Below are 25,480 nucleotides of genomic sequence, written 5' to 3'. Positions count from 1 at the left end.
ACCCCGCGTGGTCGGCGTGGACGAATACGCCCAGCGCAAGGGCCGTATCAAAGCCGTGCGACCAGGCTCGACGACTACAAGACCTACATCGACCAGCGCTGGCAGGAAGGCTGCACCAACGCCTGGAAACTATGGGAGGAGATCATCGAACAAGGCTATCCACGCGGATACGCCAGCGCCCGTGACTACGTCAGCAGGACTCTTCGCGGCAAGCCCCAACCGGTCGGCCCCCGACCGCCATCGGCCCGCGCCGTCACGCGCTGGATCCTCACGCACCCCGACGCTCTACCCGAAGGCGACCGGATCCACCTCAAAGCCGCCTTGGCCAACTGCCCCGAACTGACAGCACTCGCCGAGCACGTGCGCTCCTTCGCCCACATGCTCACTCACCTGCAAGGCGACCGACTCCCCGAATAGATCGAAGCAGCCAGCGCCACTACCGAACTGCCCAGCCTCCACCACTTCGCTCAGCACCTCCAGCGCGACCTCGACGCCGTCACCGCCGGCCTCACCCTCCCCTGGCACTCCGGCGTCGTGGAGGGCCATTTCAACCGGATCAAAATGTTAAAGCGCCAGATGTTCGGCCGCGCGGGATTCGCCTTGCTTCGCAAACGAGTCCTCCTGGCCACGTGAGCGTTTGTCAGTGTCTGCTGGAATGCTGGCTTCGTCCGCGAGAGCGATACCAGGAGCCGTGCATGGGAACGTGGGGAACAGGCCCATTCGACAGCGATCTCGCTGCCGACTTCGTCGATGAACTCTAGGGACTGACCTCTCAGAAGGTCATCGAAGTGCTCGAGCGAGCATTCCAGCGAGTCACGGATTCCGGAGCACGCGTGGATGGCGGCGACGGCACCGAAGCGGTGGCCGCCGCGGCTCTCGTTGCCAGCACAATCCCGGGCAGCCGGATTGTGATCGACCCTCATGACGGACCCAGAGAACCTCTGCCGCAGCTTCCATTGGCTCTCCGCACGTCAGCCGTGCTCGCTCTGCAGCGTGTACTCCAAGACGGATCGGAACTGCTGACCGGCTGGGTGGACAGTGCCGACGCCGCTCAGTGGCGCCACGAAGTCCAACGGATCACGGAGGCCCTGGGACCGATCGGTCAGGAGCAGTAACCGCGCCACAAGAATTGGACCAGAGCCCTGGTTTCGACACCACTTGTCGCTCAGAGCCGAGAACGCCTTGTTTCGGGGGAGGGCGATGTCCGTGAGTTCTGGCAAGGCGTGAGGGCTTGTGGTGGGAGCATTGACGTGCTCTGCGGGATGAGGCTGCGATGGCGCCACCGAAATCCAAGCTCGACTTGTACGCGGCGATCCGCCATGATGCCCGGGCAGGGATGTCGTACCGAGCCTTGATGCGTGAGTACGGAGTCGGATTCCGCACGGTGAAGGCCGCGTTGGAGTCGGTCTGGCCGGAGCCGCGGAAGAAGCCGCGGCCGCGCGGCACCCGTCTGGATACCTACAAGCCGTTGATCGACGAGATGCTCCGGGCGGATCTGGATGCGCCGCGCAAGCAGCGTCACACGGTCAAGCGGATCTTCGACCGTCTCCTGGACGAGCATGGGGCGGAGGCAGTGACCTATCCGATGGTGCGGGCTTATGTCGCCGACCGACGGCCCCGGATCGCTGTTGAGGCCGGCCGCGGGGTGGTGCACGCGTTCATTCCGCAGTCCCACCGGCCGGGGGCCGAAGCGGAGGTGGACTTCAGCGACGTGAAGGTACGCCTGGCTGGTGAGCAGGTCACCTGCTTCGTGTTCGCGATGCGCCTGTCTTATTCGGGCAAGGCCGCGCACCGCGTCTTCGCCTCCTGCGGCCAGGAGGCATTCCTCGAGGGCCATGTCCACGCTCTCAGCGTGCTGGGCGGAGTGCCGACCGGCAAGGTCCGTTACGACAACCTTCGTTCTGCGGTCTCCCGGGTGCTGAGCTCGCGGTCCCGCGTGGAGAACGAGAGGTGGACCGCGTTCCGGTCGCACTTCGGCATCGATGCAGCGTATTGCCTGCCTGGCATCGAGGGCGCCCACGAGAAGGGCGGGGTGGAGGGGCAGATCGGCTGGTTCCGCCGCAATCACATGGTCCCTGTCCCCGAGGTCGCCTCACTCGCCGAGCTCAACGTGATGATCGAGCGGTGGGATGAGGAGGACGAGCGGCGCCGGATCGGCTCCCGGCCACGGCCGATGAGCGAGTACTTCGCCGTCGAACGGCCGCTGCTGCAACGGTTACCGGAGGAACCCTTCGAGACGGGGAGGCTGTTCAGCCTGCGGGGGGACCGCTTCAGTCAGATCAGCGTCCGCACCAACCGCTACTCGGTGCCGGTGCGGCTGATCGGGCGGACGGTTCGGGCCATGCTGCACGCCTCTGAGCTGGTTGTCTACGACGGGCAGATGGAGGTCGCCCGTCACGAACGACTGATCGCCAAGGGGCAGCCCCGGCTGGATCTGGACCACTACCTGGAAGCCCTGGCCCGCAAGCCCGGAGCGTTTCCCGGGGCCACCGCTCTTGAGCAGGCCCGTTCCGCAGGGAAGTTCACGCCCGTTCATGACGCGTGGTGGCAGGCGGCCAAGGCTGCCCACGGCGAACGGGACGGCACCCTGGCCCTGATCGAGGTCCTGCTGATGGGTCGCAACGTTTCCCACGAACACCTGGTCGCCGGGCTTGCCTCCGCGCTCAGGGCCGGCGTCCTGGAGGCACGGAAGGCAGCCGAAGCCGACGAGGTCGCGGATTCTGTCCCGGCCAAGCCGGACCGGACGAACGTGACCTCGCTGACCGAACGGCGGCTGGCCCAGTTGCCGCCCGACACCCGGCCGCCGCCCTCGGTCGCTGGCCTACGACCAGCTGCTGTGAGCACGGCAGCCGGCCGATCGCCCCGCCATCCAGGGAGAGATGCCGTGACCCTCAAACGCCACCGCGGGCTGACCGAACAGGCCGCCGACGCCGCCGTCGACCAGGCATGCCGCATGCTCCGGCTGCCCACCATCCGGGCCCAGTTCCCCGACCTGGCCGAAGCCGCCGCCCGCGACCAGATGTCCTATCGCGGCTTCCTCGCCGAACTGCTGATGGCCGAGTGCGACGACCGGGCCCGGCGACGCTCCGAACGGCGCATCAGGGCGGCACAGTTCCCGCGGGAGAATTCGCTGCGGACCTTTGACTTCGAGGCCAACGGGAACATCGATGCCGCGGTCATCCACACCCTGGCGACCTGCGAATGGGTCAAAAAGGGCCTGCCACTCTGCCTCATCGCCGACTCCGGCACGGGCAAGTCCCACCTGCTGATCGCGCTCGGCACCGAGGCCGCCATGGCCGGCTTCCGGGTCCGCTACACACTCGCCACCAAACTGGTCAACGAGCTGGTCGCAGCCACGGACGAAAAGATCCTCACCAAAACCATCGCCCGCTACGGACGCGTCGATCTCCTCTGCATAGACGAACTCGGCTACATGGAGCTGGACCGCAGGGTCGCTGAGCTGCTGTTCCAGGTACTCACCGAACGCGAGGAGAAGAACAGCGTCGCCATCGCCTCCAACGAATCGTTCGGCGGGTGGACCAGGATGTTCACCGACCCGCGGCTCTGCGCGCCATCGTCGACCGCCTCACCTTCGGCGGGAACATCATCGAGACCGGCACGGAGTCCTACCGGCTCGCCAGCACCAGGGCGGCCCGAGCGCGGACGCCGCAGGCTGACCTCATCATTGTCACGCTGATCCGTGCGCTGCTTAGTACCACGATCGGTTCAGCAGTGCGCGACGACTTCCAAAGTGATCTTGAGGTGCCGGCCCGTCATGCCCTTGGCCTTGGTGATGCCGAAGACGTACCGGTCGATCGTGGTAGTGCCGCTCGCCGTCATCCGCTTGCCCTCGTGGGCAACCGTGCCGAGCGTGACGGCGATCGGCCGAGTCACCCCGCATACCGTCAACTCGCCCTGCAAAGTGGCATCAGCGTCGGATCGTTCCACACGCTGGCTCCGGAAGCCGATCTCGGGATGCCGAGCCACGTCCAAGTAGTCAGAGGGCCTGACGTGGTCGTCACGCTGCTGATTGCCCGACTCGAAGCTTCCTGCCTCTATTACGACGTGCACCAACGACTCGTCTGCCGGGTCCGCCACAGTAATGCGGCCATGGCTGATGGCGAAGGTACCTCGGACTGGAAGCAGCCCGAACATGGCGCGTGTGTGGAAGCGGACTGTTGATGCCGCCTGATCGATCTCGTATGTACCTGCTGCTGGTAAGAGCTGGTTCCCTGATGCTGCCATGAGCTCGTAGCCTCCGTGTGCTGAAGATCAACCCGTGATGGTCAGCCTCTCGCAGCGGCAGCGGGTATGCCAGCCCCCACGTGCCGGCGTGGCTGACAAGGACGTCCTGGCAGGCGGCCAAAGCGTTGTCGGTTCTTGTCAACATTTCTGCGGCGTTGATCGCCAAAGTGCTGTCCGAAACCGTCGACAAACGTTGTCCGCTCTCGCATGCGAAACCAATAGGCCGAACTTGCGCACCTCGGTGTGAGGGAAGACGAACTCGACGTCCTGTCGCCCGAATGCCCACTGTGTGACGCAGTGGTTCCTGCGGAAAGTCGGTGATCGAGCGCATACAGCTCGAGGCCGGGCCGACGAACTCCACGTAGCCCCAGTACGGCAGAAGACGCCGTGCATGCCCTGCTCAGACGTCGAACCAGGAGGAGCTCGGTGCGGGTGAGCGATGTGGCACTATCGGCCGTCGGCGTCGTGGTTGCCCTCGCCGACCAGCTTGGGAGCGCCAGGGCAGGGCGAAGGACCCACGGTGGACGACGCCCGGAGTATCCGCGTGCTCCGCATCCAATCCTCAACTGCCTTCCACCACCCGGCGCCCGGCGCACGCCGTTCGGTTGCGGGGCGATGTGTGGGCGCCCCTCGCAGGCAAGCGTCAACCGCCGATCCCACGGCCCGAATTGCAGGGCCGGAAGGGCACGGCCTGTCCAGTACTCACGTTTCGGGCCGGGCGGCGGAATCCCGCAGCCCGGCCCGCAATGCCGGACGCAGCAGACCGCCGGTACCCGGCGTTGTGCGGGAACTGCAGGCGAGGGCCCGTCCGGCCCCGGCGGAAACCGGGCCGGCCGCCGGTTGTCGCCCGCCCGGTGCTGGAGCGGCTGAGACCCTGGTCCCTTTACTACTTGTGGCCGTTGCCGTGGTCGTTGGGATGCAGCACCACCTTGGTCCAGCCCTCGTCACGGGCGCCGAAGTGCTCGTAGGCGGTGGAGGCCTCGTCCAGGCCGAGCTCGTGGGAGACGATGAAGCTCGGCGCCGCACTGGTCTGGGAGGATGCCGGCAGCCGCCCGTACCGCGCCGGGGAACCGGCTGGCGGCGAGCGCACCGCACACGCCTCGTGTGGTGTTCGTCCTCTCGGGCGGCCAAGGCGACGACGAGGTCCGCTTCGAGGCGGACGCGACGGCCGACCGTCTGCGCGGACGCGGAGTGCCCGGCGACGGATCGTGCGGGAAGACCGAACCGTGAACACCGGGAGAACCTCCGCTTCAGCGCGGCCCTCATGGACGGCTCCCCTCCCGGCCACCGAGCCACAGTGGTCACCAGCGGCTTCCACGTCTACCGCACGACCCTGTATGAGCACGGCTAGAACCCGAACTCGCCGCCGACGTCAGCGAGGCCGGACCCCAGATCGTGCAGCGCGGCCTCTACGGGATGCTCCGCGGCCTGTGGCCGGAGGTGCGCAGCGATCCGCGCGCCGAACGCTTCTGGCTTGAGCGGCCACACGACCACGAGGTCGCCACCGGCCCGGTCGACACGCTCGTACTCGCCCCCAGCGCCTATGTGTGGCCGCACGTACGCGTCAACTGCGACGGTCCGCATCGTCGTACGGTCGGCCGCCCCGGGGGCGGGCACGGGTGTTCTCGTCCTCCGTGCTGCCGTGTCAAGAAGCTATGGTGCGCCCTTGCCGCAGCCTCCGCGGATCAGCCGTACACACGCTCACCAGGTACGCCGGATGCGTAGTGGGCGTAGTTCTTCCAGCAGTGCACGTTCAGGTTGACTGCCGTGCTGTCGACCCGGCACATACGGTTGCCGCGCAGGTCGATGCCCTTCGTGTCGCGTCCCGCGACGACGTTGACGTCGATCCAGACCCGGTCTCCGGGCTTGTACACGACGCCGAGCCGGAAGTCCGTGCCCAGCGGCTTGTTTCCGCTGCACGCGGCACGCTGGTTTCCGCTGGTGGTCGACAGCAGGCAGAAGTCGGCGACGAATAGGGCGCGGTGGGAGATCAGAATGTTGTAACTGCCCTCCGCGGCCTTGTTCCTGCTCTGTGACCGCAGGCCGCCGGCGCCGTCCGCCGTGGCGTAGGCGGGTGTGTACAGGGACGCCAGTAAGGCGACCAGGGCGGCCAGAGGCGCGAGTAGCCGCGCCAGTGTGATGTTGACGATCATGTGGAGTTCCTCCGTACCAGGAAGAGGGAAGGGGAAGGGACAAACGCGGGAGGTCAGCGGGGCTGAGCTACGACGACGCTGACCGTGGAGTGTCGGCGCCGCAGTGCCTTGAGCGGCTGGTAGTCAGGAGCGTCCCAGAAGGTGAGCGCGGCCTCCTTGCTGTCGAACTCATGGATGACCAGGGTGTTCGGTCGCCACTCGCCCTCCAGCACCAGGCACTCGTCGTCCACCACGAGGTTGCGGGCTCCCGCCTTCTCGATCAGAGGGGTCACAGCGTCCACGTACTCCTGGAAGCCGGCCGGGTTCTCGATGTCAAGGTCGATCACCACGTACGCACTCATACACAACTCCTCTGTGTCAGAGCTCGGTTGGTTCGGCGAGAGAACCGTATGAGCCGCCCTGGCAGAGTCTCCATGCGTCGTGCGCCGCAGAACATGCGCGATCGTCCGGACCGCCGGAGGACGGTACGTTTCCCCGCATGGATGTCCTGAGCGATGTCGTGACGACCATGAAGGCCGGACGACCCAAGATCACCCGCTCGCGGCGTACCGGCCGCTGGGGCAGCCGCTACGGGCCGTACCCCGGCGCGGGCTTCCACGTCGTACTCGGCGGCGCCTGCTGGCTTCTGTCACCCGGCGGCACGCCCGTGCGGCTGACCGCCGGCGACGTCGTCCTCCTGCCCCACGGGGTCGTCCACGGGATGAGCGACAGTCCCGATCGGACCGTCGACCAACTGCCACCGGACCTCACGACCACAGGGCCCACGTCCCTGATGACCGAGATCGGCGCCGAACTCGCCCAGGCGGATGACGCCGATGACCACACCCTCCTGCTGTGCGGCGCCTACCGCCTCGACCGCGGTGTAGTGCACCCCTTCCTGCGCAACCTGCCCGAGGTCATCCACCTCCCCGCCCGCCTCGGACGCCACGCCTCGTTACACGCCACCATCGACCTGCTGAGCAGCGACGTCACCGAAGGCCGACCGGGCGCGGACGTGGCCCTCCCGGCACTGCTCGACCTGCTCCTCGTCCACGCCCTGCGCGCCTGGCTGGAGGAGCAGTGCCCCCAGGAGGCCGGCGGTTGGTGCGCGGCTCTGAAGGACCCGGCTGTCGCCGCCGCCCTGGACCGCATCCACCGCGACCCCGCCCACCCCTGGACCGTGCACGAGCTCGCCGCCGCCGTCGGACTGTCCCGGACGACCTTCTCCGCCCGTTTCAGCACCTACGTCGGCCAGTCGCCGATGGCGTACCTCACCTGGTGGCGCCTCAGCAGCGCCGCACGGCTGCTCAGGGAGTCCGCGGCGCCGCTCGCCGGTATCGCCCGACAGGTCGGCTACGGTTCGGAGTTCACCTTCGCCCACGCCTTCAAGCGCCAGTTCGGAACCGCCCCGGGCAGCTTCCGCCGCGGCCACGCAGCCCTGCGCGAACCCCACGGACCCGGAAACGGAGCCGGGTGACCGCCACCGGTGCGGCTGACCCGTCGCCCTCCAATGGTGGAGGAGGCCAGAAGAGGCTCAAGTGCTGGTGCGCCGGCTTGCTGCTGGGCCAACTGCTCGACGGCGCCGGCGTCGTGGGCTCTGAGGGCCTCCAGCAGCTTCGCCGACCCGCCGCACGCCCGGGAGGTGAGCATGTTGTCCGTCGTTTCCCCGGGCCCCAGCAGCACCGGTACCACGAGGCTGGCCATCTTCCCCTCGCCCGGCTGCATCCCCAGCGCCCGACCCGCGGCCTGGGCCAAGTCCGGCATCGAGCCGCACACGTCCGCGAAGTACACGGAGTCGTACTCTCGGGTGTCTACCCCTTTCGCCCAGCACCCTCACCGAGCTCAGACAGCCCTTCTCCACCACGGTGCCGTCCGTGGCGACCCCGTCCGCGAACTCCCCGAGGGCGGAACGGGTGCGCCAGACTGTTGCTCTCACGCCGAAGGCCCGCAGCGCCGCGCCTGGGACTCTCGCGGCTGTTTGCGGGCCTGGGGCGTTTGCCCTTGTTTCGGTGGCATCCGGTGCGCGGCGGGTGTGGAACCGGATGCGGGTCAGGTGGGCTGAGGGCGGCCGAAGAGCAGGTCGTAGCCTGTCGGGAGCTGGAGCAGGATCTGGTCCATGAGGTCGGGGTCGGCGGCGTCGGCGACGGTGCTGAGGACGGCGCTGACGTCCCAGGCTGCGGTCCGCTCGGTGGCTCCCTCGATCCAGGCTGCCGTCGCGCGTACGAATCTCTCCGGCGTCAGCGGCTCGGAGCTCTGCAGGGGGTTGAGCAGGATCAGGGCGAAGTCCTCTGGCAGGCGCGCCGCCAGCTGGGCGCGCACCTCGCCGACCAGGTGTGCACCCAGCAGGGCGAGGACCACGCGCGCCGCCCGCTCGGCTTCGTGTTCCGTTGCGTACTCGCCGCGTTCCTTCACCCGCTCGAGGAAGGCTTCGCGTCGGAGGGGCATGTGGCAACCACCCTTCTTTGGCTCTTTGCTCCGTTGGGGACGAAGGCGGGGGAGGGGGAGATCAAATGCCCGTCCTCCGTCCTTCGGCCGGCCCTGGGCGCGGTCGGCCGGCCGGGGATGTCCTCGCGGGACTCGCTGATGGCGATCTTGCGAGGCTTGGCGCGCTCGGCGATCGGGATCACCGGCGCATCCTGGCCGAGTGGACGGATGCCGATCTGAGCCGGCGGCGTGACCTACTCGGGGTGCCCGGGGTTTCTGGTGTCAGCCGGCCAGATCGGCCTTGCCGAACAGGAGGGCGAAGCCGGAGGGGAGCTGGCTGACGATCTGGTTCAGCTCACCGCCGGAGACGGCGCCGGCCAGGGTGGTCAGGACCGCACTGGCGTCCCACTGTGCGGTGCGCGGTCGTGCGCCGGTGCGCTCGGCGACCCGGCGGTAGAACTCCTCGATCCCGAAGCTCTCGGCTTGGGCCTGCTTGGCCTGAGCCAGTGCCTGACCGAGCGGTGCGGGCAGCTGGGAGGCAAGGTCGTCGACCTCGCCGGGGCTGATGCGCTGGGCGAGCACACTCAGCACCGCGTCGGTGACCTTCGAGGCTTCGTCCTGGCTGGTGTATTCGCCGAGCTCGCGTACGCGTGCGAGAAACTCGTGGTGCTGCACGGTTCGTCACCTCCGCTTGCCAGTGATCTCAGGGGATCGAGGGCGATGCCCACTTCCCCGGTACCCAGGTAGGGGTAAGCCTGTCAGCTCCGCACGACAGGCAACGGCGGCTTGTCCGGGCGGGCGGATGACCGCGGCGCGCGGAGATCTCCTGCGCGGTGTACCGCTTGCCGCCGACGTCCCCGTGCTCGGGAAACCGCCAACCGTGGTCGCCCATGTGCCGCGTGACGGAGCGTGCGGTGCGCTCCACGTTCGTCACGTTCTGCCGCTTGGCCACCTCGCCGACGAGTACCTCGCCGTTCCTGGAGAACGCCACCACCGACGGGGTCGTCCGACCGCCTTCGGTGCTGGTGACGACGGTGGGCTCGCCGCCCTCCAGGACCGAGACCACCGAGTTCGTCGCGCCCAGGTCGATACCAACCGCACGCACCATCTGTAGCTCCCTTCTCGTCCTCACCTCGTTTCTCGTCTCACCGGCCGGGGATCCACCGGACCGGCCCCGCGCACAGCGGCGGCTCGGGACGCACGTCCCCGAGCACCGCGGCGTACCGCCGTGGGGGCCGCACGGGCTCCGTGGGGGCAGCACCTCGATCAGGCACAGGCAGCGTGCGCTCGAGGCGCTGGTCGTAGGCCGCCCGCAGGATGGGATCCTGCAGCGTCTCGTACGCAGCCCGCACCTCACCGAACCGTGCGGCGGTGTCCGCGTCCACGCGGGTGTCGGGGCGCAGTTCCCGCACCCGGGCGCGGTAGGCCGAGGTGATCTTCTCGGCCGTCGCTGAAGGCCGCACTCCCAGCACCGCGTACAGGTCCGATTCTGGCTCCGGCACCTGCACGTTCGGTCACCTCCTCGCCCATGGTGAACTGCCATTTCCTGCTCATTTGCCTGCCTTTCTGAAATAAAACGTGAGTCTTACCTTGTCAAGTCTGGCGACGTATGGGGGTGCCAGCTGTCGTCCTCGGCTGAGGAATGCTGAGCGGTGCAGTGGGCGCAGGGGTGGAGGCAGGGATCCAGGGCAGTCAACCGCGGCGGCTCGCGCAGGCACTGGGAAACGAAGAGCGGGGTGTGGAACGTGACGCTGTTACTCGCGGCGCACTGGCACCCCGACAACACCGCCGTTCCCTCCCCGTACCGCCCCAGCGCGCCCCCATGCGAGTACTGCGGCCGCCGCTGGGTCGGACGCCTGGTGGCGCGCCGGCCCGTGCCGCTGCCCGGTGACGTCGAGGCGCCCCGCAGCTGCGTCCAGGCCCAGGGCGGCCATCGTCCCGAGCGGCACACCGCACCGATGCTGCAGGCCGCCGGCCACCCGCAGCCGCAACCCGGCAGACGAGCAGGGCGGGCGCCCACGAAGCCGTCCGGATGATCCCGACAGTGTGCGCCTGCCCCAGGTTGGCGGGCACCGTTGTGTCCGGGACTCCGCACGCTGATCTCCTGGGCGCTGCGGCGGACCCTGAAAGGCGGCAGCATCGGCACTCACGTGTGAGCTGGGGCATTGCCGGTCCACACGGTCGGCCTCCACGATGACCGGACCAGACGAGGCCAAGGAGGGCATCTCCTCATGGGTCATCATGTGCACGTGCGGCTCAGCCAGGGGCTGAGCGTGTCGGCCGACGGAGAACTGATCGAGCACTCCCGCTGCCGGTGCGGCGCCACCTTCACCAAGGTGTTCGACGCGGACGGCGGGAAGCCGGAGGGCCCTGCCCCGTCCTGATGCGCTCCCGGCGTCGCACACGAGAGGCCGGCAAGGGTTCTCCCGGCCTGACGCTCCGCGGCTGACCGTCGCGCTTGTCGCACGCCGTATACGGGGCACGCGGGTAACCGTGCGGGAGGGCCCTCCCGAGACCAGAGGCCTGCCGGTCGGCCTCGTCAGTGTTGGCACCGGAGCGGCCCGAGGGGGTGTCCGCTGTGGTCTCCCTGGGCGGGAGGCCGGACCTGGCCGGTGATGTCCTGGAGCAGGTCAAGGCTCCCGTCGCTATCTACCTGCGCTCGCTGGGCATGCGCTCGGCCCGCACGGCCGCCTCGCTCCGGGCGGCACTGCCACACAGCGGCGGCCGCTGTTCCACCGCCCACACCCCCAGCACTGATCACCGGGACCGCACTGGGCAGCCACGGACGAGCGGCGAAGCGGCCCTCCGTGCAGCGGGCGGGCACTTCGGTCAGCGCCTGCACCACACGGTACGGGTCCTGGCAGCCCCACGCTTTGATGAAGCGGGATGCCCGGCGGATGATCCGCGAAGGCGGACGGGGCGAGCGGAGCACCGCGCTTGTCCTGTCGCAGTTCGCCGCGCAGATGCCGCAGAAGATCCGGCGGAGCCTGCGCCCGGCGCTTGAGAACGATGATGCCCAGCTGTCCTGTGCTGAGGGAGAAGCGACGCCCCAGCCAGCGCGGTGTGGCCAGGTGGTAGGGGCTATTGGAGATCAGCACCACCTGCGGGAGCTCGACGGTCCCCCAAGGTGTGTCCATACGGGCCTCGACCCACTGCTCGCCCTTGACATAGTCGGGTGCCACTGCGGCGAACGCGCGCGGCTTGTCCTCCCGGTACCCGGGCTCCAGCAGGGCATCGGCGTACACGCCGAAAGAGACGTTGCTGACGAAGACACGCGAGCCGAGCACGCCCAGGTCCACCTGCGCGGGCTCACCGTCGACCAGGGCGTCCAGCGCCCGACCCGGATCGCGCAGATCGAGGCCCAGGTCCCGGGCGAAGTGCCCGCCGGGACCACGATCAGCGACCGGCCCGTGTCGGCGGCCACCGCGGCGACCGCCGACACAGTGCCGTCACCGCCGGCGACCTCCAGCACCTGCGCCCCCTCCACCACGGCGTTCCTCGCGAGCGACGCCGCGTCCTCCTGAATGCTGCATGCTGGTCTTCCAGACCTGGCCTCCCATGCCCTCGGCCCGCTGTTTCAGGTTGTGACGAGCCGCCTTGTCGCCGCCCGAGCGTGGATTCATCACGATCACCACCCGGGCGCGTGTCCAAGCAATGGCCATCACCGCATCCCCTCTCGGTGTTCAGGCGATGACTTCGCATGGCCGGCCCATGTTCGCCAACGTCGCCAGGCTTCCGCCGAGCAAGGGTTCTGAGGTGCTATGTCGTGCGGGCGAATGGTGCCGGTGCCGGCTGGGGCTGCACAGGGGTAGGTCATGCCACCTCACCCTCCCGGTAGAGGGGTGGATCGGTTCCCCTCCATCCTCACTCCGCATCTGGGAGCCGGGCCGGAGGCCGCGGTGCCGGGCGAAGGAACGCGAACGAACGAGCCCTGAGCGCCGGATTGCCCGTAGATTGGAAGTCCAGGCAGTCGCGCTCGCGGCCACGGAGAGCGCGTGATGACAGCGGACATCGACTTCACGGCGTTCTTCGACGCCACCCCAAGCCCGTCCCTGGTGCTGGATGCGGACCTGGTGATCCGCTACGTCAACCCGGCCTGCCTGCGGACCGCAGGCCGGACCGAGGACGAGTTGATCGGGAAGTACTTCTTCGACGCCCTGCCGGAGAATCCCGGCTTCCGCAGTGACGCGGAACGAAACCTGAAAGCCTCCCTGCACCGGCTTCTGAGCACCGGGAGGCCGGAAACCGCGGTGCTCCAGCGGTACGACGTTCCCGCCCCCGATCAGCAGGACGAGTTCGAGGAGCGATGGTGGTCCGTGATCCACACCCCCCTTTACGGACCTGACGGCATGGTGAAGTGGATCATCCAACAGGTTGCGGACGTCACGGCCTTCGTCCACTCACCCCGGGCACCTCAGCTCAGCAAGGAGTCGCCCGAACGAACGGAGGGTATGGCAGCCGACCTGTACGCGCGCGCCCGCGAGCTGCACCGGCTGAACCAGGAACTACGCCAGGCCCACGCCCGCGAACAGCAGGTCGCCATCACCCTGCAAGAAGCCATGCTCTCCGTCCCGGACCTGGACCGGCACACCAACATCGCCGTGCGCTACCTGCCCGCCACCGCGTCACTGAACGTGTGCGGCGACTGGTACGACGTCGTCGACCTGCCACCCGACCGCTACGCCGTGGCGGTCGGAGACGTCGTCGGCCACGGCCTGCACGCCGCGGCCATCATGGGCATGCTCCGCAGCGCCCTGAGCGCCGTCATCCGCGCCATCCCCAGCCCTGCTCAGGCCCTGGAAGTTCTCGGCCTCTATGCCCGCTCCGTGGACGGCGCCATGGCCGCCACCGCGGTCAAGGTGCTCATCGACACCCGCAGCAGACTGATCATCTACAGCAACGCCGGGCACCCACCGCCGATCCTGCTCCACACCGACGGAACCTGCGAACAGCTGGACCAGGCCACCGACCCGCCACTCGGCACACGCGAGCACCACGTCCCCCGCCCCCAGGCCGGCCTCCCTTTCAGGCCGGGAGACACCCTCGTGCTGTACACCGACGGCCTCATCGAGCGCCGCGGTGAGGACATCGACGTCGGCCTGGATCGCCTGACCACTGCCCTGGCCCAGGACCGAACCCTCGCCCCTGACCTGCTGGCCGACGCACTGCTGACCCGGCTCGACGTCGCCGGGGGTGCCTCCGACGACATCGCTCTCGTCATCATCCGCCTATAACCTGCGCCACTTCTTGATAGCGCCCGGAGATACTCCAGCCAGGAACAGGCATTCATCGCGCGGTGGCGAGTTCGGTGTGGATCTGCTCGCGAAATTCCCGGCCTGCTGTGGTTCCGGCGTAGGGCTCGACTTCCCGATACAGTTCGCCGAGCCGGCGCCACCCACCACGCCGTCAAGGCCGCCGCCCGCGCTCTGGGTGCCGACCCCGTCGAGCGGGATGCCGAAGCCCGCGCCGGCACTGCGCTGGCCGCGCTGATCCAGGCGGGCCAGGCCGACGACGACGTCCACCAGGACGTCACCGTCGACGACATCTACCTGCTCTTCAGCACGGCCCCCACCGACCAGCCCCCCACCGCCCGCGCCCGCTGGCTCACCCTGGTCCTCACCGGCCTGACCACACACGAACCGGAGACACCGGGGCTGCCTCATAACCGACTGCCTTCCAGTAGGAGCGGCCAAGTAACGGTGCTGTACGGCCGCACGGACAGCCCGGCGCGGCGATCAGGCCGCACAGCCCTACGTCGGCCCAGGTGCACCAGCCCTCCGGGCCAGGGCGCGGGCGGGGTCGCGGTTCGCTGGTGCACTGTTCCAGCTGGGCGCGGGCATTGGCGTTGGCCAGGTCTGCCTGCCGCGTTGCCCGCACCGACCTCGGCGCCTCCACGCCCCGCACCGGGACGGCCCCCGGCCCTGGCCGCATCACCGACACCACCCCGTCCCGGGACGCCGGGGTGTACTTCAGTCAGACCATGAACAGACCGAGGTCCCGGCCCGCCACCGTCCACTCCCGGCGGGTTGACCGGCGTTACCACAAACAGAGCTCGACACCGCCGGCGTACGCCTTCGTCGTCAGTTGCGCACGGCCCCGACCGAACCGCAGATTCCGAAGCCCATCGATCAGCAACGACGAAGACCTCCAGGCCGTCGTCCAGGACCGTCCAGTACCTCTGCCCGGACGGCATCACCACGGGAAACGCCCCCACGGTCAACTCCTGCCACGAGTCGTGCAGCAACCCGCCGCAGAGCCACACCCCCCGAGAACGAGTCTCAGGGGCTCAACGAACCCCACCTCACCCCACAGTCAGCCCCGCGAGAGTGAGGCGAGCCGCTTCGGCCTACTTATGCATCTTGCACTGGCACCCGGAGCGCGAGCCGACCAGGTCGCCGCAGCAGATCAGGGCGGAGGGGTCAGGTTCTGTCACCGGCGGCGCGGGGAGTCGGCATCGTCGTTTCCTGTTCTGGGCGACCAGCACCGAGCGCCGTGCCCGAGGGATACGACCTGAATGACATTGCAGCCGCGCAGGCAGCACGTTCCCGGCAGCTCTTGCTGATCACCAGTCCGTCGCTTCGGCAGCAGCAATATGGGCGAACTGCGGTCACACCCCATCAGAAGGAGTCGATAAGCAGCAAAGCCTCCGTATGGCATATTCCGTTCCTAGACTCACGCAACACTCCATCGATGGACGCCACTTGGAGGTTCCGTGTGATGCACGCACCCCTCGGCGACGAGCAACAGCTCGTCCTGCCCGTCGGCTTCGACGAGATCGTCCGGGTGATCGACCGGTACGTCGCCGACCGGCGGGCTGGTCTGCCACCCCTGTCACGATCCCGCGGACGCCGACTGCCGGCCCTGCTGCTGGCCCGCGAGCCGGATGGCGACCCGGCCTCAGTCTCTGCGGAGCCGGATCCGGAGCTCACCGCACTCGTGCTGGCGTACGGCCAGCGCCTTGTGTCCCCTGCCGGGAACGTGACGACGCGACATCTGGCCAGCCTCGCGCCGCACGCCGTCATCGACGACGTGCGGCTCATCCGGGGCAGCGCACGGGAGGACGTCGTGGGCGGGCCGCACGTGCTGCTGCTGGAGGATGTCGCACGGCAACTGCGCACCTCCATGCCCGAAGGGGCCGGGGCCCTGCGGCTACCCGAGTTCGACACGTGCCTGGCGGTGCTGCGCGCTGACCTCCCGCCCGGGGACGCGGAGGAGGAGCGGCGAGCCCTGCGGGTCATGCTCTGCGACAGGTACACCCAGCGGTTCCAGCCGGCCGCCGAGACCGCGCAGCTCGGCGAGGCCATGGGCGGAAAGTGGGGCGCGGTCCTGCAACTGCTGACCGTCCTCCCCGGCTGGCTGCGGCGTCGGTGGTACAGCATGCGCCTCGACCGACGCCACCCGTGGGTGGGCCGCATGCTGGGCCAGACCGGCCGGAGCTTCCTCAATGCGGCGGCAGGACTGCGCGCGGCGCACCAGCACACGCTGGCCCAGAACGCGGCGGAGAGCCGGCATCCGGAGGCGGCTTCCCTGGCGGCCCGCGACGAGGCAGTGGTCCGCCAGGTCCTCCTCACCGCGCTGATCCGAGACCTGGCCAGGGCGGCACGGCCACGGCTGTGGAGTCGCCTCCGTCCGCGGCGCAGATGGGCCTTCGTCCTGCTCCTGCCGACCGTGGGCGGCGAGGGATCCGCCTGCCGCAAGTTCCTGGACACATACGCGGCCGTCTCCCGCGACAACGGCTCCAGTCCGCTGCTGGTGCTGGGCGCCGCCACGGACGAACTACCCTCGTACGCCGCTGGTCTGCCGCGCCAGACCGTGCAGGGCGGCGCCGACGCCCACCGAGCCGGCCGGGCGGCGGCCGCACTGTTCTCGGCGGCGGTCGCCGGCCGGGCCGCCGATGCCGCGCACGTGCTGCCCCTGCCACGCACGCCCGACGACGGCACCGCGGCGGAAAGGCTGGCCTCGCACCGCGCCGTCCACTTCCGTCGCCCCCGCCGCCTCGACTGGGCGCGTCCGGTGGCTGCCGCCACCGCTGCGGCGATGCTGTGCGCCGGCGGCGTCGCCTTGTCCAGGGAGCTGGTGGGGCTCTTCTTCGACGAACATCCCACGTCTGTCGGGCACCCCACCTCCTCCTGTCGGCAGGTGCCGACCGGAGAGGTGGTCGGCCTCACTGACGGCATCGACCGCTGCGACCTGGCCCATGGCCTGTACGCGCCGGACCTCAGAAAGCTGGTGCGGACCCTCGGCCGCCAGAACGCTCAGGTGGACACGGACCGGCCCTACCGAACGCTCGTCTTCTTCGCGCCGCTGAGCGTCGGCTCGGAATCAAAGCGCACGGTGCCCACGGGCTTCCAGATGCTGCGCGGCGCGCTGCTCGCCCAGAGGCAGGTCAACGACCGCCACCTGAAGTCCCAGGTGCCCGTGCGGCTGCTCGTCGCCAACGCCGGCGAGTACTTCCGCTACGGCTCACGCGGCGGCCTCAATACCACCAACCGCAGTGACGTGGACGTCACGCAAATGATCATCGACCGGGCGGACAAGGACCACATCGCGGCGGTCATCGGCCTCGCCCAGAGCCGTCCGGAGTCCCAGCAGGCCGCGATCGAACTGGGGACCCGGGGCATCACCGTCCTTGGAACCGGCGTCTCCGGCCAGCGCATGGTCGAGGGCAACTCACCCGTGTCGTACTTCCAGCTCTCACCGCCCAACGCGCGCATCTCCAAGGTCATGGCCGCCTTCGCTCGCCACTCGCCGCGGCTGCGGACCCTGGCGGAGCCGGCCTCCGGCCACTCCGGTCCGGCCGCCGTCGTCGTCTTCGATCCTCGGGACGAGTACTTCAGCGCCGACCTCGCCCACCGTTTCGACGCCGCCTACCGCTCGACCGGCCCCGTGCACCTCGTGCCGTACGGCGAGAAGGAAGACGGGCGCCCGACGAGCGACGTAGCCGAGACTGTCTGCACGTTGGTCCACCGCACCAACGGCTTCGTCCTCTACGCGGGCCGCTCCGGCGTCATGGAAGACCTGTTCCACTCCATGCAGGGCGACCGGGAATGCCGCGCTCGCCAGGGCCGCGTGGCGGTGCTGGCTGAAAGCCCTGCCCCGGGCCTGACCATGCATCCCCGGCTGATGTCGCAGAGGTACGGCGGGATGACCCTCTTCTACAGCCAGTTCAGCCGGCCGGCCCCTGGCGGGCCGTTCGCCAGATCCTTCCGGGAGGCGTTCCACCTGTCCGCGGAGAACGACGCCGCGGTGGGCTACGACGCCGCCAACATCCTCTCCGAGGCCATGAACGCGATCTTCACCACAGACCGCTCCTTCTCGCCCAGTGCGCTCGTCACCTACCTGCAGGATCCCGGCATCCGCGAGTACGTCGGGGAATCCGGGGTCATCACACTGGACAGCGGTCACAACTACCCCCCGAACAAGGAGATCCACATTCGCGAGATAACCCCCGAGGGCAAGCGGGTCACAGACCTCACCTGCGGAGTGCTCGCCGATGGCGCGCGAACCGTCACCACCTGGGGGCCCGGCGGCCGCTTTTCCTGCCCGCTGGACGAAGTCCCCTGAAGATGTCGCCATCCACACCGAACCCAGAGGCCCTCGCCCCGTTCAAGGACCACTCAAGGCGTGTCGCCTGTCGCCAACGTCTCCGAACAGCACACCTAGGCGGTATCGACTACAGGTTCCGAACACAGTATCGGCGCGCAGGGGTGGGACCTCGCATCACCGCTGACACGCGCTCGGGCTACGGGAGCCCGGTATCGGGACGATGCGCTCTCCTGGTGAGCTGCGAGACGGTGGCCCCCTTGCCGGCGGTGAGTTCGGTGAGCCGCTTGACGGCCCTTTCTGCGACGGTGAACGCCCAGGACGCGACTCGGCCGCTCCGAGTGTCGGTGAGACGCTCGGAGCGGGCCGGGGCCGGTCGAGGTGCCGGCGTCAGCAGGGCTGGGGGATGCCGTTGCCGATGTGGGTGGGCACCGGGTCGGTCTCGCTGTAGATGTCGGTGTCCTTCATCCAGCCCCACTTGCCGTTGTCGGCCTGTGTCCAGAGCCACCGGTTCGGGTGCGGGCCGCCGATGTAGGCGCCCGTGTCCCTGCGGCACTCGAACCAGCTCGGGTTCGAGTACATCGTGCCGACCGGACGGCTGGTGTCGGGAGTGGCGTAGACCGTGGCCCCCGAGACGTTGTTGCAGTACATGCGCATGCCGCCATCACCCCACCAGCACGGATTGGCTGCCTCAGCCGTGCCGGAGAAGACGGTCCCCAGAGCGGTGAGTGCCAAGCCGGTGACGACGGCCGAGAGCTTGCGCGCGGAAGTTTTCAAGGTGATCCCCCTGTGGCGGAGTCGGCGGTGCGTGGTCAACAAGGACGCACCGATGTGGTCTCGCTGGTAATCGAGGTGTCCTTCATAGAGCCCCACTCCTCGCCGGTGTCCGCCTTGTTGAACAGCCGGCGGTTCGGTGCGGGCCGCCCACGCAGGGCCCGTCGTGACAACGACAGTGCAACCTGCTGTGAGTGCTGGTGAGCGACGCCGAGCAAGCCGGGTTGCCGATGTCTTTCCCCGGAGGACGCCCCGGCACCGTTGTCCGTGGAGGTGTCGAGGATGCCCAGAATCGGGAACGTTCGAGGCTTCGGCCGCACGAGGTGTGTTTTCCGGCCGACCGCAAGACTCGTGCCAATGACGCCCCGTCTGGAAGCACCCCGATCGCCGGGCAGTTGCTTTCAGTCGGGTGTGCACCGCGGCTGGACCGGACGGCTGTTACCAGATTCCGCTCTGGACGTACGGGTTGACGGCCCGGAGATTGCTGTCGTAGCTGGCCCTGAACACGTAGTTCGGGTCGGACTGGGTGAGCCACCCTGACGTGTGCGCGTAGCCGGTGCCGTCCGACAGATAGGTGCCGTCGGCGAAGGACCAGGTTCTGCCTCCGTCCCTGCTGATGTCCAGCCAGATCCAGCCACGCGGGTCCCAGCCGGAGCCGACCAGCCGCCCCCAGCCGTACTGGTAGCCGTTGTAGTAGCCGGAGCGGAGCTCGATGCCGATCGTTCCGCGCTGGTTGGGGGCGTGGGTCAAGCGATCAGTGGTGGCCATCACCTGGTCGGTGTTGATCGTCGCGGGTGCCGCTTGGGCGGGTGTGGTAAGCGCCGCGACTCCCAGCGCCCCCAGCGATCCCGCCACCGCCGCAGACCCGGCCGACCTCAGCAGCGTCCTGCGATCCATGGAGCGACTCATGCGTTCCCCTCGTCTCGAAAGGTAAGGCGTTGACCTACGGACAGCGCCGTGGACAAACCCTAGCGAGGCAGCGGGTGCTCAACTCCTGACAGATGTCAGGGCAACTCCTGTCCTGGGATCGCCGCGACTCCACTCGGAACGCGAGTCGAGACCTCCCGCCATCACGGTGCTGGAGGCGCTGTCCGTACCCTGGAACGCCCCGGTGGCCTTCCTGGGCGGGCAGACGCCCGGCCGCGTGGGGTCATCAGCGGCATCGCCGTACGCTCATGCGTCAACAGGCCGATGTGGACGGAGAGAGCGCATGGCACCGGGCAGGAACCTCCACGCACTTGCGGCAGGAGCCGGCCGAGTGGCCCAGCCTGGCGAGAACACTTCCCCTCGACGCCGAACGGGCCCGATCCACTGGCTTCTTGTTCTTGGACGCCGACCACCGCTGCTGCGGCGCCTGGCCCGTCTCACCAATGGGGGACTACGGCCTTATGGTGCTGCGGGGTCTGCGCCGTCGTTGACCTTCTTCACGATGTCCTGGTGAAAGCCGCGCACATGTGCCTCCACCAGATCGCCGGCCGCCTCCGTGTCTCCGGCCGCGATCGCTTCGTAGATCGCGTGGTGTTCCGCCCGCAGCCGGGAGGCGACCTGCTCCCAGTCGTCGAGCTTGTTGAACACAGTGAGCAGGGTGTGCCGCACCGCATTGCGGACTGCGATGGTCATGTCAGCCATCAGCCTGTTGCCCCCGGCCTCGGCGATGGCAACGTGGAAGTCGGTGTCGCAGTCGTTGAACTGCTCTCGGGGCAGGCTTGCGTCGTCCATCCGGAGCAGGGGATCGCGGATGCGCTCGAGACCGTCCTTGGTGACGAGTTCCGCGGCCAGGCGAGCGCTGGCCCGCTCCAGCGTGGCGCGGGCCTCGACGACGTCACCCATCGGAAAGTTCGCCAGCGCGATATGCAGCCGCAGCAACTGGGTGAGGCCGGCGTCCGGCATGGCCGCGATCACGGTGCCGGAGGACGGCCCGGTTCCCACGCGTGAGCGCAGCACCCCCTGGGCCTCCAGGACACGCAGCGCCTCCCGCACCGCGGCCCTGCTGACGCCGAGCATGTCGACGAGCTCCCGCTCGGGCGGCAACCGGTCACCGACCCGCAGTCGGCCCGCGAGGATCTGCTCTTCGATCCGGGCCAGCACGAGTTCGAAGGTGCGCGAGCGGGGCACTGGCTCCCAGGCAGCAGCCATGTCAGCCATAGAAAGCCCTTTCCCGCGCGGCTCATCACTCCCTGAGTGTTGATCATAGCTTGAGTGCCCCGCCCTTTGGTCCGACCAAGCCGTAATTCGGTCGTTCGAAGCTCTGGACAAGCCTGTGTCCGCTGCCTAGCGTGAGAAACCAAGTAATGGTCTGACCAAGCCCCCAATGTGAGGGTTCATGTACCAGCCAGATCTCTCTCCCGTGGCCGACAGCCCCGCGCTCTCGTCCCTCGTTGCCGTCCTGCCGCTGCTCACGCTCTTCGTCCTGCTCGGCGGACTGAGGATGAAGGCTCACTGGGCCGGACTCGCCTCACTGGCCGTCGCGGTGGCGGTGGCCGTGACCGCTTACGGCATGCCTGCCGACCTCGCCTTGCTCTCGGCGAGCGAAGGAGCGGCCTTCGGGCTGTTCCCGATCATGTGGATCGTCATCACTGCCATCTGGGTCTACCAGCTCACCGTCGTCAGTGGCCGCTTCGCGGACCTGCGCCGGGCCTTCGGCCTGATCAGCGCCGATCCGCGCGTCCAGGCCATCATCATCGCCTTCTGCTTCGGGGGACTGCTTGAGGCTCTGGCCGGGTTCGGCGCGCCGGTGGCAATCACCGGGGTGATGCTGATGGGACTCGGCTTCGCCCCGGTCAGAGCCGCCGTCATCGTGCTGGTCGCCAACACCGCTCCCGTCGCGTTCGGCGCCATCGCCACGCCCATCATCACGGCCGGCAACCTGACGAAGATCCCGTACACGGAGATCGGCGCATACGTCGGCCACCAGACACCGCTGGTCGCCTTCTTCGTGCCGCTCCTTCTTGTCGCCCTGGTCGACGGCCGCCGCGGAGTGCGCCAGACCTGGCCGGTCGCGCTGGTGTGCGGTGCGGTGTTCGGACTGGCTCAGTTCGTCAGCGCCACCTACCTCTCGGTGGAGCTGACCGACATCATCGCCTCGCTGGTCGCCCTGGCCGCTATCGTCCTCTTCCTCCGTGTCTGGCGGCCGCAGGGCGGTGAGGAGGCCAGGACCGACCTCCGCAAGGCGGCGGAGAAGGAGCAAGAGGACGGTTCGGCAGGACAGCCGCCGAAGCCCGGACACGGCGACGGGCCCGTGGCGCCGTCCGGAACGCCTACCGGGCCGGACAGCAGTGCCGTGACCGGAACACTCCCGATGGCCGGCACGGCTCAGCGGATCGGGGGCCCCAGGATCCTGATGGCCTTCCTGCCCTACCTGATCATCATCGGGGTCTTCTCGCTCGCCAAGCTGTGGACTCCCCTCAAGGAGTTCCTGGCCGCCTCCGACGCGAAGTTCGGCTGGCCCGGACTGGACGGCGAGGTCCTCACCGCCGCCGGCCAGGCGTCGGCCACCACGATCTACACCTTCCCCTGGCTGTCCTCGCCCGGGACCCTGCTGTTGCTGTCGGGCGTCGTGATCGCCGCCGTCTACCGGGTGACCACGGCGGCCGCCGCCCGGGAATTCACCGCCACGCTGCACAAGCTGCGCTGGGCGCTGCTGACCGTCGCCGCTGTCCTCGCACTCGCCTATGTGATGAACCTGTCCGGACAGACCATCACCATCGGCACCTGGATCGCCGGAGCCGGTACGGCGTTCGCGTTCCTCTCGCCCGTCCTCGGCTGGCTGGGCACCGCGGTCACCGGATCGGACACGTCCGCCAACGCCCTGTTCGCCACGCTCCAGCAGACTGCCGCGAACAAGGCAGGACTCGATCCGACGCTGCTGGTGGCGGCCAACACCTCTGGCGGTGTCGTCGGCAAGATGATCAGCCCGCAGAACCTGACCATCGCCGCCACCGCGGTGGGCCTCATCGGCCGCGAGTCCCAGCTCTTCCGGGCGGCGATCAAGTGGAGCCTGATGCTCTTGCTGGCCCTGTGCGTGCTGGTGTACCTCCAGTCCAACGTCCTGGCCTGGATGCTGCCATGAGCCTCAAACCCGTACAGCAGCCGTCGCCCGCCTTGCCCTCCACTCACGGAACCATGCGGATCGCATTGTTCATCACCTGCCTCAACGACACGCTCTTCCCAGCCACCGGCCGGGCGGTGGTGACGCTGCTGGAGCGGCTGGGCCACCGTGTGGACTTCCCGCCGGAGCAGACCTGCTGCGGCCAGATGCACTTCAACACCGGTTACCAGCGCGACTGTGTGCCGCTCGTCCGGCGCTTCGCCGAGGCCTTCGCCGGTTACGACGCCGTGGTCACGCCGTCCGGCTCGTGCGCCGCAATGGTGCGCGAGCACCACGGGCGGATCGCTGAGGTGTCCGGCGACCACCGGCTGTCCGCCGCGGTCCATGACGCACCGCGTGTGTACGAACTCTCCGAATTCCTCGTCGACGTACTTGGTGTCACCGATGTCGGGGCGTACTTCCCGCACAGGGTCACCTACCACCCCACGTGCCACTCCCTGCGCATGCTCGGCGTCGACGACCGGCCCCTCACCCTGCTGCGGGCCGTCCGCGGCATCGACCTGGTGGAACTCGGTGCGGCCGACCAGTGCTGCGGGTTCGGCGGCACCTTCGCCCTGAAGAACGCCGACACGTCGGTGGCCATGTGCACGGACAAAGTACGGCACGTCCTGGCCACCGGAGCCGACGTGCTGTGCGCCGGTGACAACTCCTGCCTCATGCACATCGGCGGTGCGCTGTCCCGCCTGCGCACCGGAGTGAACGTCATGCACCTCGCCGAGATCCTCGCGTCCACGGAGAAGGCACCGGTACACGGCGCGGCGGAACCCTCACCCGCCTCGTGGCGCGGCACCGAAAGGACGAAGACCTCATGAACGACGCGACGTTCCTGGGCATGCCGGCCTTCCCGACGGCGGCGGCGAGCGCCCTGCGCGATTCCCAGCTGCGCGGCAATCTGGCCCGTGCCACCGGGACCATCCGCTCCCGGCGTGCGGCGGCCGTCGCAGAGCAGGACGACTGGGAGCAGCTGCGGGAGGCCGGGCGTGCGGTCAAGGAACGCACCCTGCGCCATCTGGACCGGTACCTGCTGCAGGTGGAGGAGAAGGTGACCGCGGCGGGCGGCAAGGTGCACTGGGCGCGCGACGCCGAGGAGGCACGCCGCATCGTCGTCGGCCTGGTGCAGGACACCGGTGAACGGGAGGTCGTGAAGGTCAAGTCGATGGTCACGCAGGAGATCGGGCTCAACGAGGCGCTGGCCGGCGCCGGCATCGACGCGTACGAGACCGATCTGGCCGAGTTGATCGTGCAACTCGGCCAGGACCAGCCCTCCCACATCCTGGTCCCCGCCATCCACCGCAACCGCGCGGAGATCCGGGAGATCTTCCTGCGGTCGATGGGCGCGTACGGCACCGCGGCACCGGCCGACCTGGATGACGACCCGCGGCGGCTGGCCGACGCCGCGAGGCGTCATCTGCGGGAGAAGTTCCTGAGGGCCAAGGTTGCCGTCTCTGGTGTCAACTTCCTGGTTGCCGAGACCGGGACGGCGGTCGTGGTGGAGTCCGAGGGCAACGGGCGGATGTGCCTGACGCTGCCCGAGACGCTCATCTCGGTGGCGGGGATCGAGAAGGTCGTACCCACCTGGCAGGACCTCGAGGTCTTCCTGCAGCTGCTGCCGCGCTCCTCCACGGGGGAGCGGATGAACCCCTACACCTCGACCTGGACCGGCACGACCGCCGACGACGGGCCTCGCGCCTTCCATCTGGTCCTGGTCGACGGAGGCCGCACCGATGCGCTCGCCGACCCGGTCGGCCGGCAGGTACTCAACTGCATCCGTTGCTCCGCCTGCCTCAATGTGTGCCCCGTGTACGAGAGGGTGGGCGGACACGCCTACGGATCGGTGTATCCGGGCCCGATCGGCGCCGTCCTCAGTCCCCAGCTGCGGGGCACCACCTCGGAAGTGGACCGTGCCCTGCCGTACGCGTCGTCGCTGTGCGGGGCGTGCTACGAGGTCTGCCCAGTCAAGATCAACATTCCCGAGGTGCTGGTGCATCTACGGGCCCGGATCGTCGAGGAGGGGCGCGGGCGGCTCGTGCCGAAACCGGAGCGTCTGGCGATGGCCGCCGCACGCTGGGTGCTCTCCCGTCCCTCGCGTCTGACGGCCGCGCAGCGAGCAGGAGCCCTGGCCGCACGGTTCGTGGCCCGGCGCGGGCGAGTGGGCCGGCTGCCCGGCCCGCTGTCCCGCTGGACCGACACCCGCGACGTCCCCGTCCCGCCCGCGGAGACCTTCAGCGCCTGGTGGAAAGGGACGCATCGATGA

Annotated in this window: 23 protein-coding genes and 6 pseudogenes; 15 read left to right on the top strand and 14 right to left on the bottom strand. The window is 68.7% G+C overall.

The features are described 5' to 3' along the window. Window positions 1-417 precede the first annotated feature (417 nt). From AB0937_RS35500 to istB, 4 genes and pseudogenes are all read left to right on the top strand, one after another. Window positions 418-633, top strand: coding sequence for a transposase (locus AB0937_RS35500; RefSeq protein WP_366717864.1), 216 nt, complete (start codon window positions 418-420; stop codon window positions 631-633). Between the two features lie 155 nt (window positions 634-788). Further along, the gene (locus tag AB0937_RS35495) at window positions 789-1,115 is read left to right on the top strand and encodes a DUF4259 domain-containing protein (protein WP_366717838.1); all 327 of its coding nucleotides are present in this window, start codon (window positions 789-791) and stop codon (window positions 1,113-1,115) included. A gap of 158 nt (window positions 1,116-1,273) precedes the next feature. Beyond that, window positions 1,274-2,840: pseudogene (istA, locus tag AB0937_RS35490) on the top strand (IS21 family transposase). A gap of 44 nt (window positions 2,841-2,884) precedes the next feature. Further along, window positions 2,885-3,660, top strand: a pseudogene (gene istB / locus AB0937_RS35485) (IS21-like element helper ATPase IstB); the annotation flags it as partial. A gap of 66 nt (window positions 3,661-3,726) precedes the next feature. On the opposite strand, the gene AB0937_RS35480 reads toward istB, so the two are convergent. Together AB0937_RS35480 and AB0937_RS35475 are read right to left on the bottom strand one after the other, a co-directional pair. Further along, window positions 3,727-4,245, bottom strand: coding sequence for a YceI family protein (locus tag AB0937_RS35480; RefSeq protein ID WP_366717862.1), 519 nt, complete (start codon window positions 4,243-4,245; stop codon window positions 3,727-3,729). 886 nt (window positions 4,246-5,131) lie between these two features. After that, window positions 5,132-5,269, bottom strand: a pseudogene (locus tag AB0937_RS35475) (aldehyde dehydrogenase); the annotation flags it as partial. A gap of 80 nt (window positions 5,270-5,349) precedes the next feature. Here AB0937_RS35475 and AB0937_RS35470 point away from each other — a divergent pair. Both AB0937_RS35470 and AB0937_RS35465 read left to right on the top strand, forming a co-directional pair. After that, the gene (locus tag AB0937_RS35470; RefSeq protein ID WP_366717836.1) at window positions 5,350-5,475 is read left to right on the top strand and encodes a hypothetical protein; all 126 of its coding nucleotides are present in this window, start codon (window positions 5,350-5,352) and stop codon (window positions 5,473-5,475) included. Window positions 5,476-5,586: 111 nt separating this feature from the next. Continuing rightward, window positions 5,587-5,826, top strand: a pseudogene (locus AB0937_RS35465) (ArsR family transcriptional regulator); the annotation flags it as partial. A gap of 104 nt (window positions 5,827-5,930) precedes the next feature. On the opposite strand, the gene AB0937_RS35460 reads toward AB0937_RS35465, so the two are convergent. Next, the gene (locus tag AB0937_RS35460) at window positions 5,931-6,398 is read right to left on the bottom strand and encodes a hypothetical protein (RefSeq protein ID WP_366717834.1); all 468 of its coding nucleotides are present in this window, start codon (window positions 6,396-6,398) and stop codon (window positions 5,931-5,933) included. 53 nt (window positions 6,399-6,451) lie between these two features. Next, on the bottom strand, window positions 6,452-6,739 hold the full coding sequence (locus tag AB0937_RS35455) for a DUF1330 domain-containing protein (RefSeq protein WP_366717832.1): 288 nt from the start codon (window positions 6,737-6,739) through the stop codon (window positions 6,452-6,454). 137 nt (window positions 6,740-6,876) lie between these two features. Between AB0937_RS35455 and AB0937_RS35450 the strand changes: the two genes are divergently transcribed. After that, the gene (locus tag AB0937_RS35450) at window positions 6,877-7,854 is read left to right on the top strand and encodes an AraC family transcriptional regulator (RefSeq protein ID WP_366717830.1); all 978 of its coding nucleotides are present in this window, start codon (window positions 6,877-6,879) and stop codon (window positions 7,852-7,854) included. Between the two features lie 74 nt (window positions 7,855-7,928). Here the strand turns inward: AB0937_RS35450 and AB0937_RS35445 are convergent. The 5 genes and pseudogenes from AB0937_RS35445 to AB0937_RS35425 all read right to left on the bottom strand — a co-directional run. Then, a pseudogene (locus tag AB0937_RS35445) lies at window positions 7,929-8,280 on the bottom strand (helicase); the annotation flags it as partial. 146 nt (window positions 8,281-8,426) lie between these two features. Next, window positions 8,427-8,822 (bottom strand): DUF2267 domain-containing protein, encoded by a 396-nt coding sequence (locus AB0937_RS35440; RefSeq protein ID WP_366717828.1) that lies wholly within the window; start codon window positions 8,820-8,822, stop codon window positions 8,427-8,429. Between the two features lie 261 nt (window positions 8,823-9,083). Next, the gene (locus tag AB0937_RS35435; RefSeq protein ID WP_366717827.1) at window positions 9,084-9,476 is read right to left on the bottom strand and encodes a DUF2267 domain-containing protein; all 393 of its coding nucleotides are present in this window, start codon (window positions 9,474-9,476) and stop codon (window positions 9,084-9,086) included. A 136-nt stretch (window positions 9,477-9,612) separates the two neighbouring features. After that, window positions 9,613-9,909: pseudogene (locus AB0937_RS35430) on the bottom strand (Hsp70 family protein); the annotation flags it as partial. 37 nt (window positions 9,910-9,946) lie between these two features. Continuing rightward, entirely contained in the window at window positions 9,947-10,309 is a 363-nt protein-coding gene (locus AB0937_RS35425) for a J domain-containing protein (RefSeq protein ID WP_366717825.1), read from the bottom strand. 237 nt (window positions 10,310-10,546) lie between these two features. On the opposite strand from AB0937_RS35425, the gene AB0937_RS35420 reads away from it, so the two are divergent. Together AB0937_RS35420 and AB0937_RS35415 are read left to right on the top strand one after the other, a co-directional pair. Next, window positions 10,547-10,837, top strand: a complete 291-nt coding sequence (locus AB0937_RS35420; protein ID WP_366717823.1) for a hypothetical protein — start codon at window positions 10,547-10,549, stop codon at window positions 10,835-10,837. A gap of 195 nt (window positions 10,838-11,032) precedes the next feature. Beyond that, the gene (locus AB0937_RS35415) at window positions 11,033-11,185 is read left to right on the top strand and encodes a hypothetical protein (protein WP_366717821.1); all 153 of its coding nucleotides are present in this window, start codon (window positions 11,033-11,035) and stop codon (window positions 11,183-11,185) included. Between the two features lie 707 nt (window positions 11,186-11,892). Here the strand turns inward: AB0937_RS35415 and AB0937_RS35410 are convergent. Beyond that, window positions 11,893-12,273, bottom strand: a complete 381-nt coding sequence (locus AB0937_RS35410; RefSeq protein ID WP_366717819.1) for a hypothetical protein — start codon at window positions 12,271-12,273, stop codon at window positions 11,893-11,895. 526 nt (window positions 12,274-12,799) lie between these two features. On the opposite strand from AB0937_RS35410, the gene AB0937_RS35405 reads away from it, so the two are divergent. Further along, entirely contained in the window at window positions 12,800-14,035 is a 1,236-nt protein-coding gene (locus tag AB0937_RS35405; protein ID WP_366717816.1) for a SpoIIE family protein phosphatase, read from the top strand. Here AB0937_RS35405 and AB0937_RS35400 read toward each other — a convergent pair. Then, the gene (locus AB0937_RS35400; RefSeq protein ID WP_366717814.1) at window positions 14,030-14,323 is read right to left on the bottom strand and encodes a hypothetical protein; all 294 of its coding nucleotides are present in this window, start codon (window positions 14,321-14,323) and stop codon (window positions 14,030-14,032) included. The genes AB0937_RS35405 and AB0937_RS35400 overlap by 6 nt on opposite strands. Between AB0937_RS35400 and AB0937_RS35395 the strand changes: the two genes are divergently transcribed. Beyond that, entirely contained in the window at window positions 14,228-14,785 is a 558-nt protein-coding gene (locus AB0937_RS35395; protein ID WP_366717860.1) for a hypothetical protein, read from the top strand. The two genes, AB0937_RS35400 and AB0937_RS35395, sit on opposite strands and share 96 nt — an antisense overlap. A 733-nt stretch (window positions 14,786-15,518) precedes the next feature. Beyond that, window positions 15,519-18,365: a hypothetical protein gene (locus tag AB0937_RS35390; RefSeq protein ID WP_366717812.1), complete on the top strand. Its 2,847-nt coding sequence runs from the start codon at window positions 15,519-15,521 to the stop codon at window positions 18,363-18,365. Between the two features lie 369 nt (window positions 18,366-18,734). On the opposite strand, the gene AB0937_RS35385 is transcribed toward AB0937_RS35390, so the two are convergent. The 3 genes from AB0937_RS35385 to AB0937_RS35375 all read right to left on the bottom strand — a co-directional run bounded on the left by AB0937_RS35385 (window position 18,735) and on the right by AB0937_RS35375 (window position 21,254). Continuing rightward, window positions 18,735-19,121 carry a hypothetical protein gene (locus tag AB0937_RS35385; protein ID WP_234847187.1) on the bottom strand — a complete coding sequence of 129 codons (387 nt, stop codon included), beginning with the start codon at window positions 19,119-19,121 and terminating at the stop codon, window positions 18,735-18,737. A gap of 435 nt (window positions 19,122-19,556) precedes the next feature. Continuing rightward, the gene (locus AB0937_RS35380) at window positions 19,557-20,015 is read right to left on the bottom strand and encodes a hypothetical protein (protein WP_366717811.1); all 459 of its coding nucleotides are present in this window, start codon (window positions 20,013-20,015) and stop codon (window positions 19,557-19,559) included. 489 nt (window positions 20,016-20,504) lie between these two features. Next, the gene (locus AB0937_RS35375; protein WP_366717809.1) at window positions 20,505-21,254 is read right to left on the bottom strand and encodes a FadR/GntR family transcriptional regulator; all 750 of its coding nucleotides are present in this window, start codon (window positions 21,252-21,254) and stop codon (window positions 20,505-20,507) included. Between the two features lie 187 nt (window positions 21,255-21,441). Between AB0937_RS35375 and AB0937_RS35370 the strand changes: the two genes are divergently transcribed. The 3 genes from AB0937_RS35370 to AB0937_RS35360 are packed head-to-tail and all read left to right on the top strand — an operon-like array spanning window position 21,442 to window position 25,480. After that, complete coding sequence (locus tag AB0937_RS35370) at window positions 21,442-23,187, top strand: L-lactate permease (RefSeq protein WP_366717807.1); 1,746 nt, start codon at window positions 21,442-21,444, stop codon at window positions 23,185-23,187. Between the two features lie 53 nt (window positions 23,188-23,240). Beyond that, window positions 23,241-24,038 (top strand): (Fe-S)-binding protein, encoded by a 798-nt coding sequence (locus AB0937_RS35365; RefSeq protein ID WP_366717805.1) that lies wholly within the window; start codon window positions 23,241-23,243, stop codon window positions 24,036-24,038. Continuing rightward, a complete protein-coding gene (locus AB0937_RS35360) occupies window positions 24,035-25,480 on the top strand; it encodes a LutB/LldF family L-lactate oxidation iron-sulfur protein (RefSeq protein ID WP_366717803.1) in 1,446 nt (481 codons plus the stop codon). Before AB0937_RS35365 ends, AB0937_RS35360 begins: the two co-directional genes overlap by 4 nt.

This window comes from Streptomyces sp. NPDC047880, from assembly GCF_040706515.1.
Lineage (GTDB): Bacteria > Actinomycetota > Actinomycetes > Streptomycetales > Streptomycetaceae > Streptomyces.
The sequence above is the reverse complement of the archived record's forward strand: the minus strand, read 5'-3'. Positions and strand labels throughout refer to the sequence as shown.

What these genes read in the sequence shown, in the direction of transcription:
- AB0937_RS35365 (WP_366717805.1), top strand. Translation starts at nt 23,241, where the DNA reads ATGCGGATCGCATTGTTCATCACCTGCCTCAACGACACGCTCTTCCCA.
- AB0937_RS35390 (WP_366717812.1), top strand. Translation starts at nt 15,519, where the DNA reads ATGCACGCACCCCTCGGCGACGAGCAACAGCTCGTCCTGCCCGTCGGC.
- AB0937_RS35380 (WP_366717811.1), bottom strand. Translation starts at nt 20,015, where the DNA reads ATGGATCGCAGGACGCTGCTGAGGTCGGCCGGGTCTGCGGCGGTGGCG.
- AB0937_RS35370 (WP_366717807.1), top strand. Translation starts at nt 21,442, where the DNA reads ATGTACCAGCCAGATCTCTCTCCCGTGGCCGACAGCCCCGCGCTCTCG.
- AB0937_RS35450 (WP_366717830.1), top strand. Translation starts at nt 6,877, where the DNA reads ATGGATGTCCTGAGCGATGTCGTGACGACCATGAAGGCCGGACGACCC.
- AB0937_RS35375 (WP_366717809.1), bottom strand. Translation starts at nt 21,254, where the DNA reads ATGGCTGCTGCCTGGGAGCCAGTGCCCCGCTCGCGCACCTTCGAACTC.
- AB0937_RS35480 (WP_366717862.1), bottom strand. Translation starts at nt 4,245, where the DNA reads ATGGCAGCATCAGGGAACCAGCTCTTACCAGCAGCAGGTACATACGAG.
- AB0937_RS35360 (WP_366717803.1), top strand. Translation starts at nt 24,035, where the DNA reads ATGAACGACGCGACGTTCCTGGGCATGCCGGCCTTCCCGACGGCGGCG.
- AB0937_RS35460 (WP_366717834.1), bottom strand. Translation starts at nt 6,398, where the DNA reads ATGATCGTCAACATCACACTGGCGCGGCTACTCGCGCCTCTGGCCGCC.
- AB0937_RS35440 (WP_366717828.1), bottom strand. Translation starts at nt 8,822, where the DNA reads ATGCCCCTCCGACGCGAAGCCTTCCTCGAGCGGGTGAAGGAACGCGGC.
- AB0937_RS35415 (WP_366717821.1), top strand. Translation starts at nt 11,033, where the DNA reads ATGGGTCATCATGTGCACGTGCGGCTCAGCCAGGGGCTGAGCGTGTCG.
- AB0937_RS35455 (WP_366717832.1), bottom strand. Translation starts at nt 6,739, where the DNA reads ATGAGTGCGTACGTGGTGATCGACCTTGACATCGAGAACCCGGCCGGC.
- AB0937_RS35405 (WP_366717816.1), top strand. Translation starts at nt 12,800, where the DNA reads ATGACAGCGGACATCGACTTCACGGCGTTCTTCGACGCCACCCCAAGC.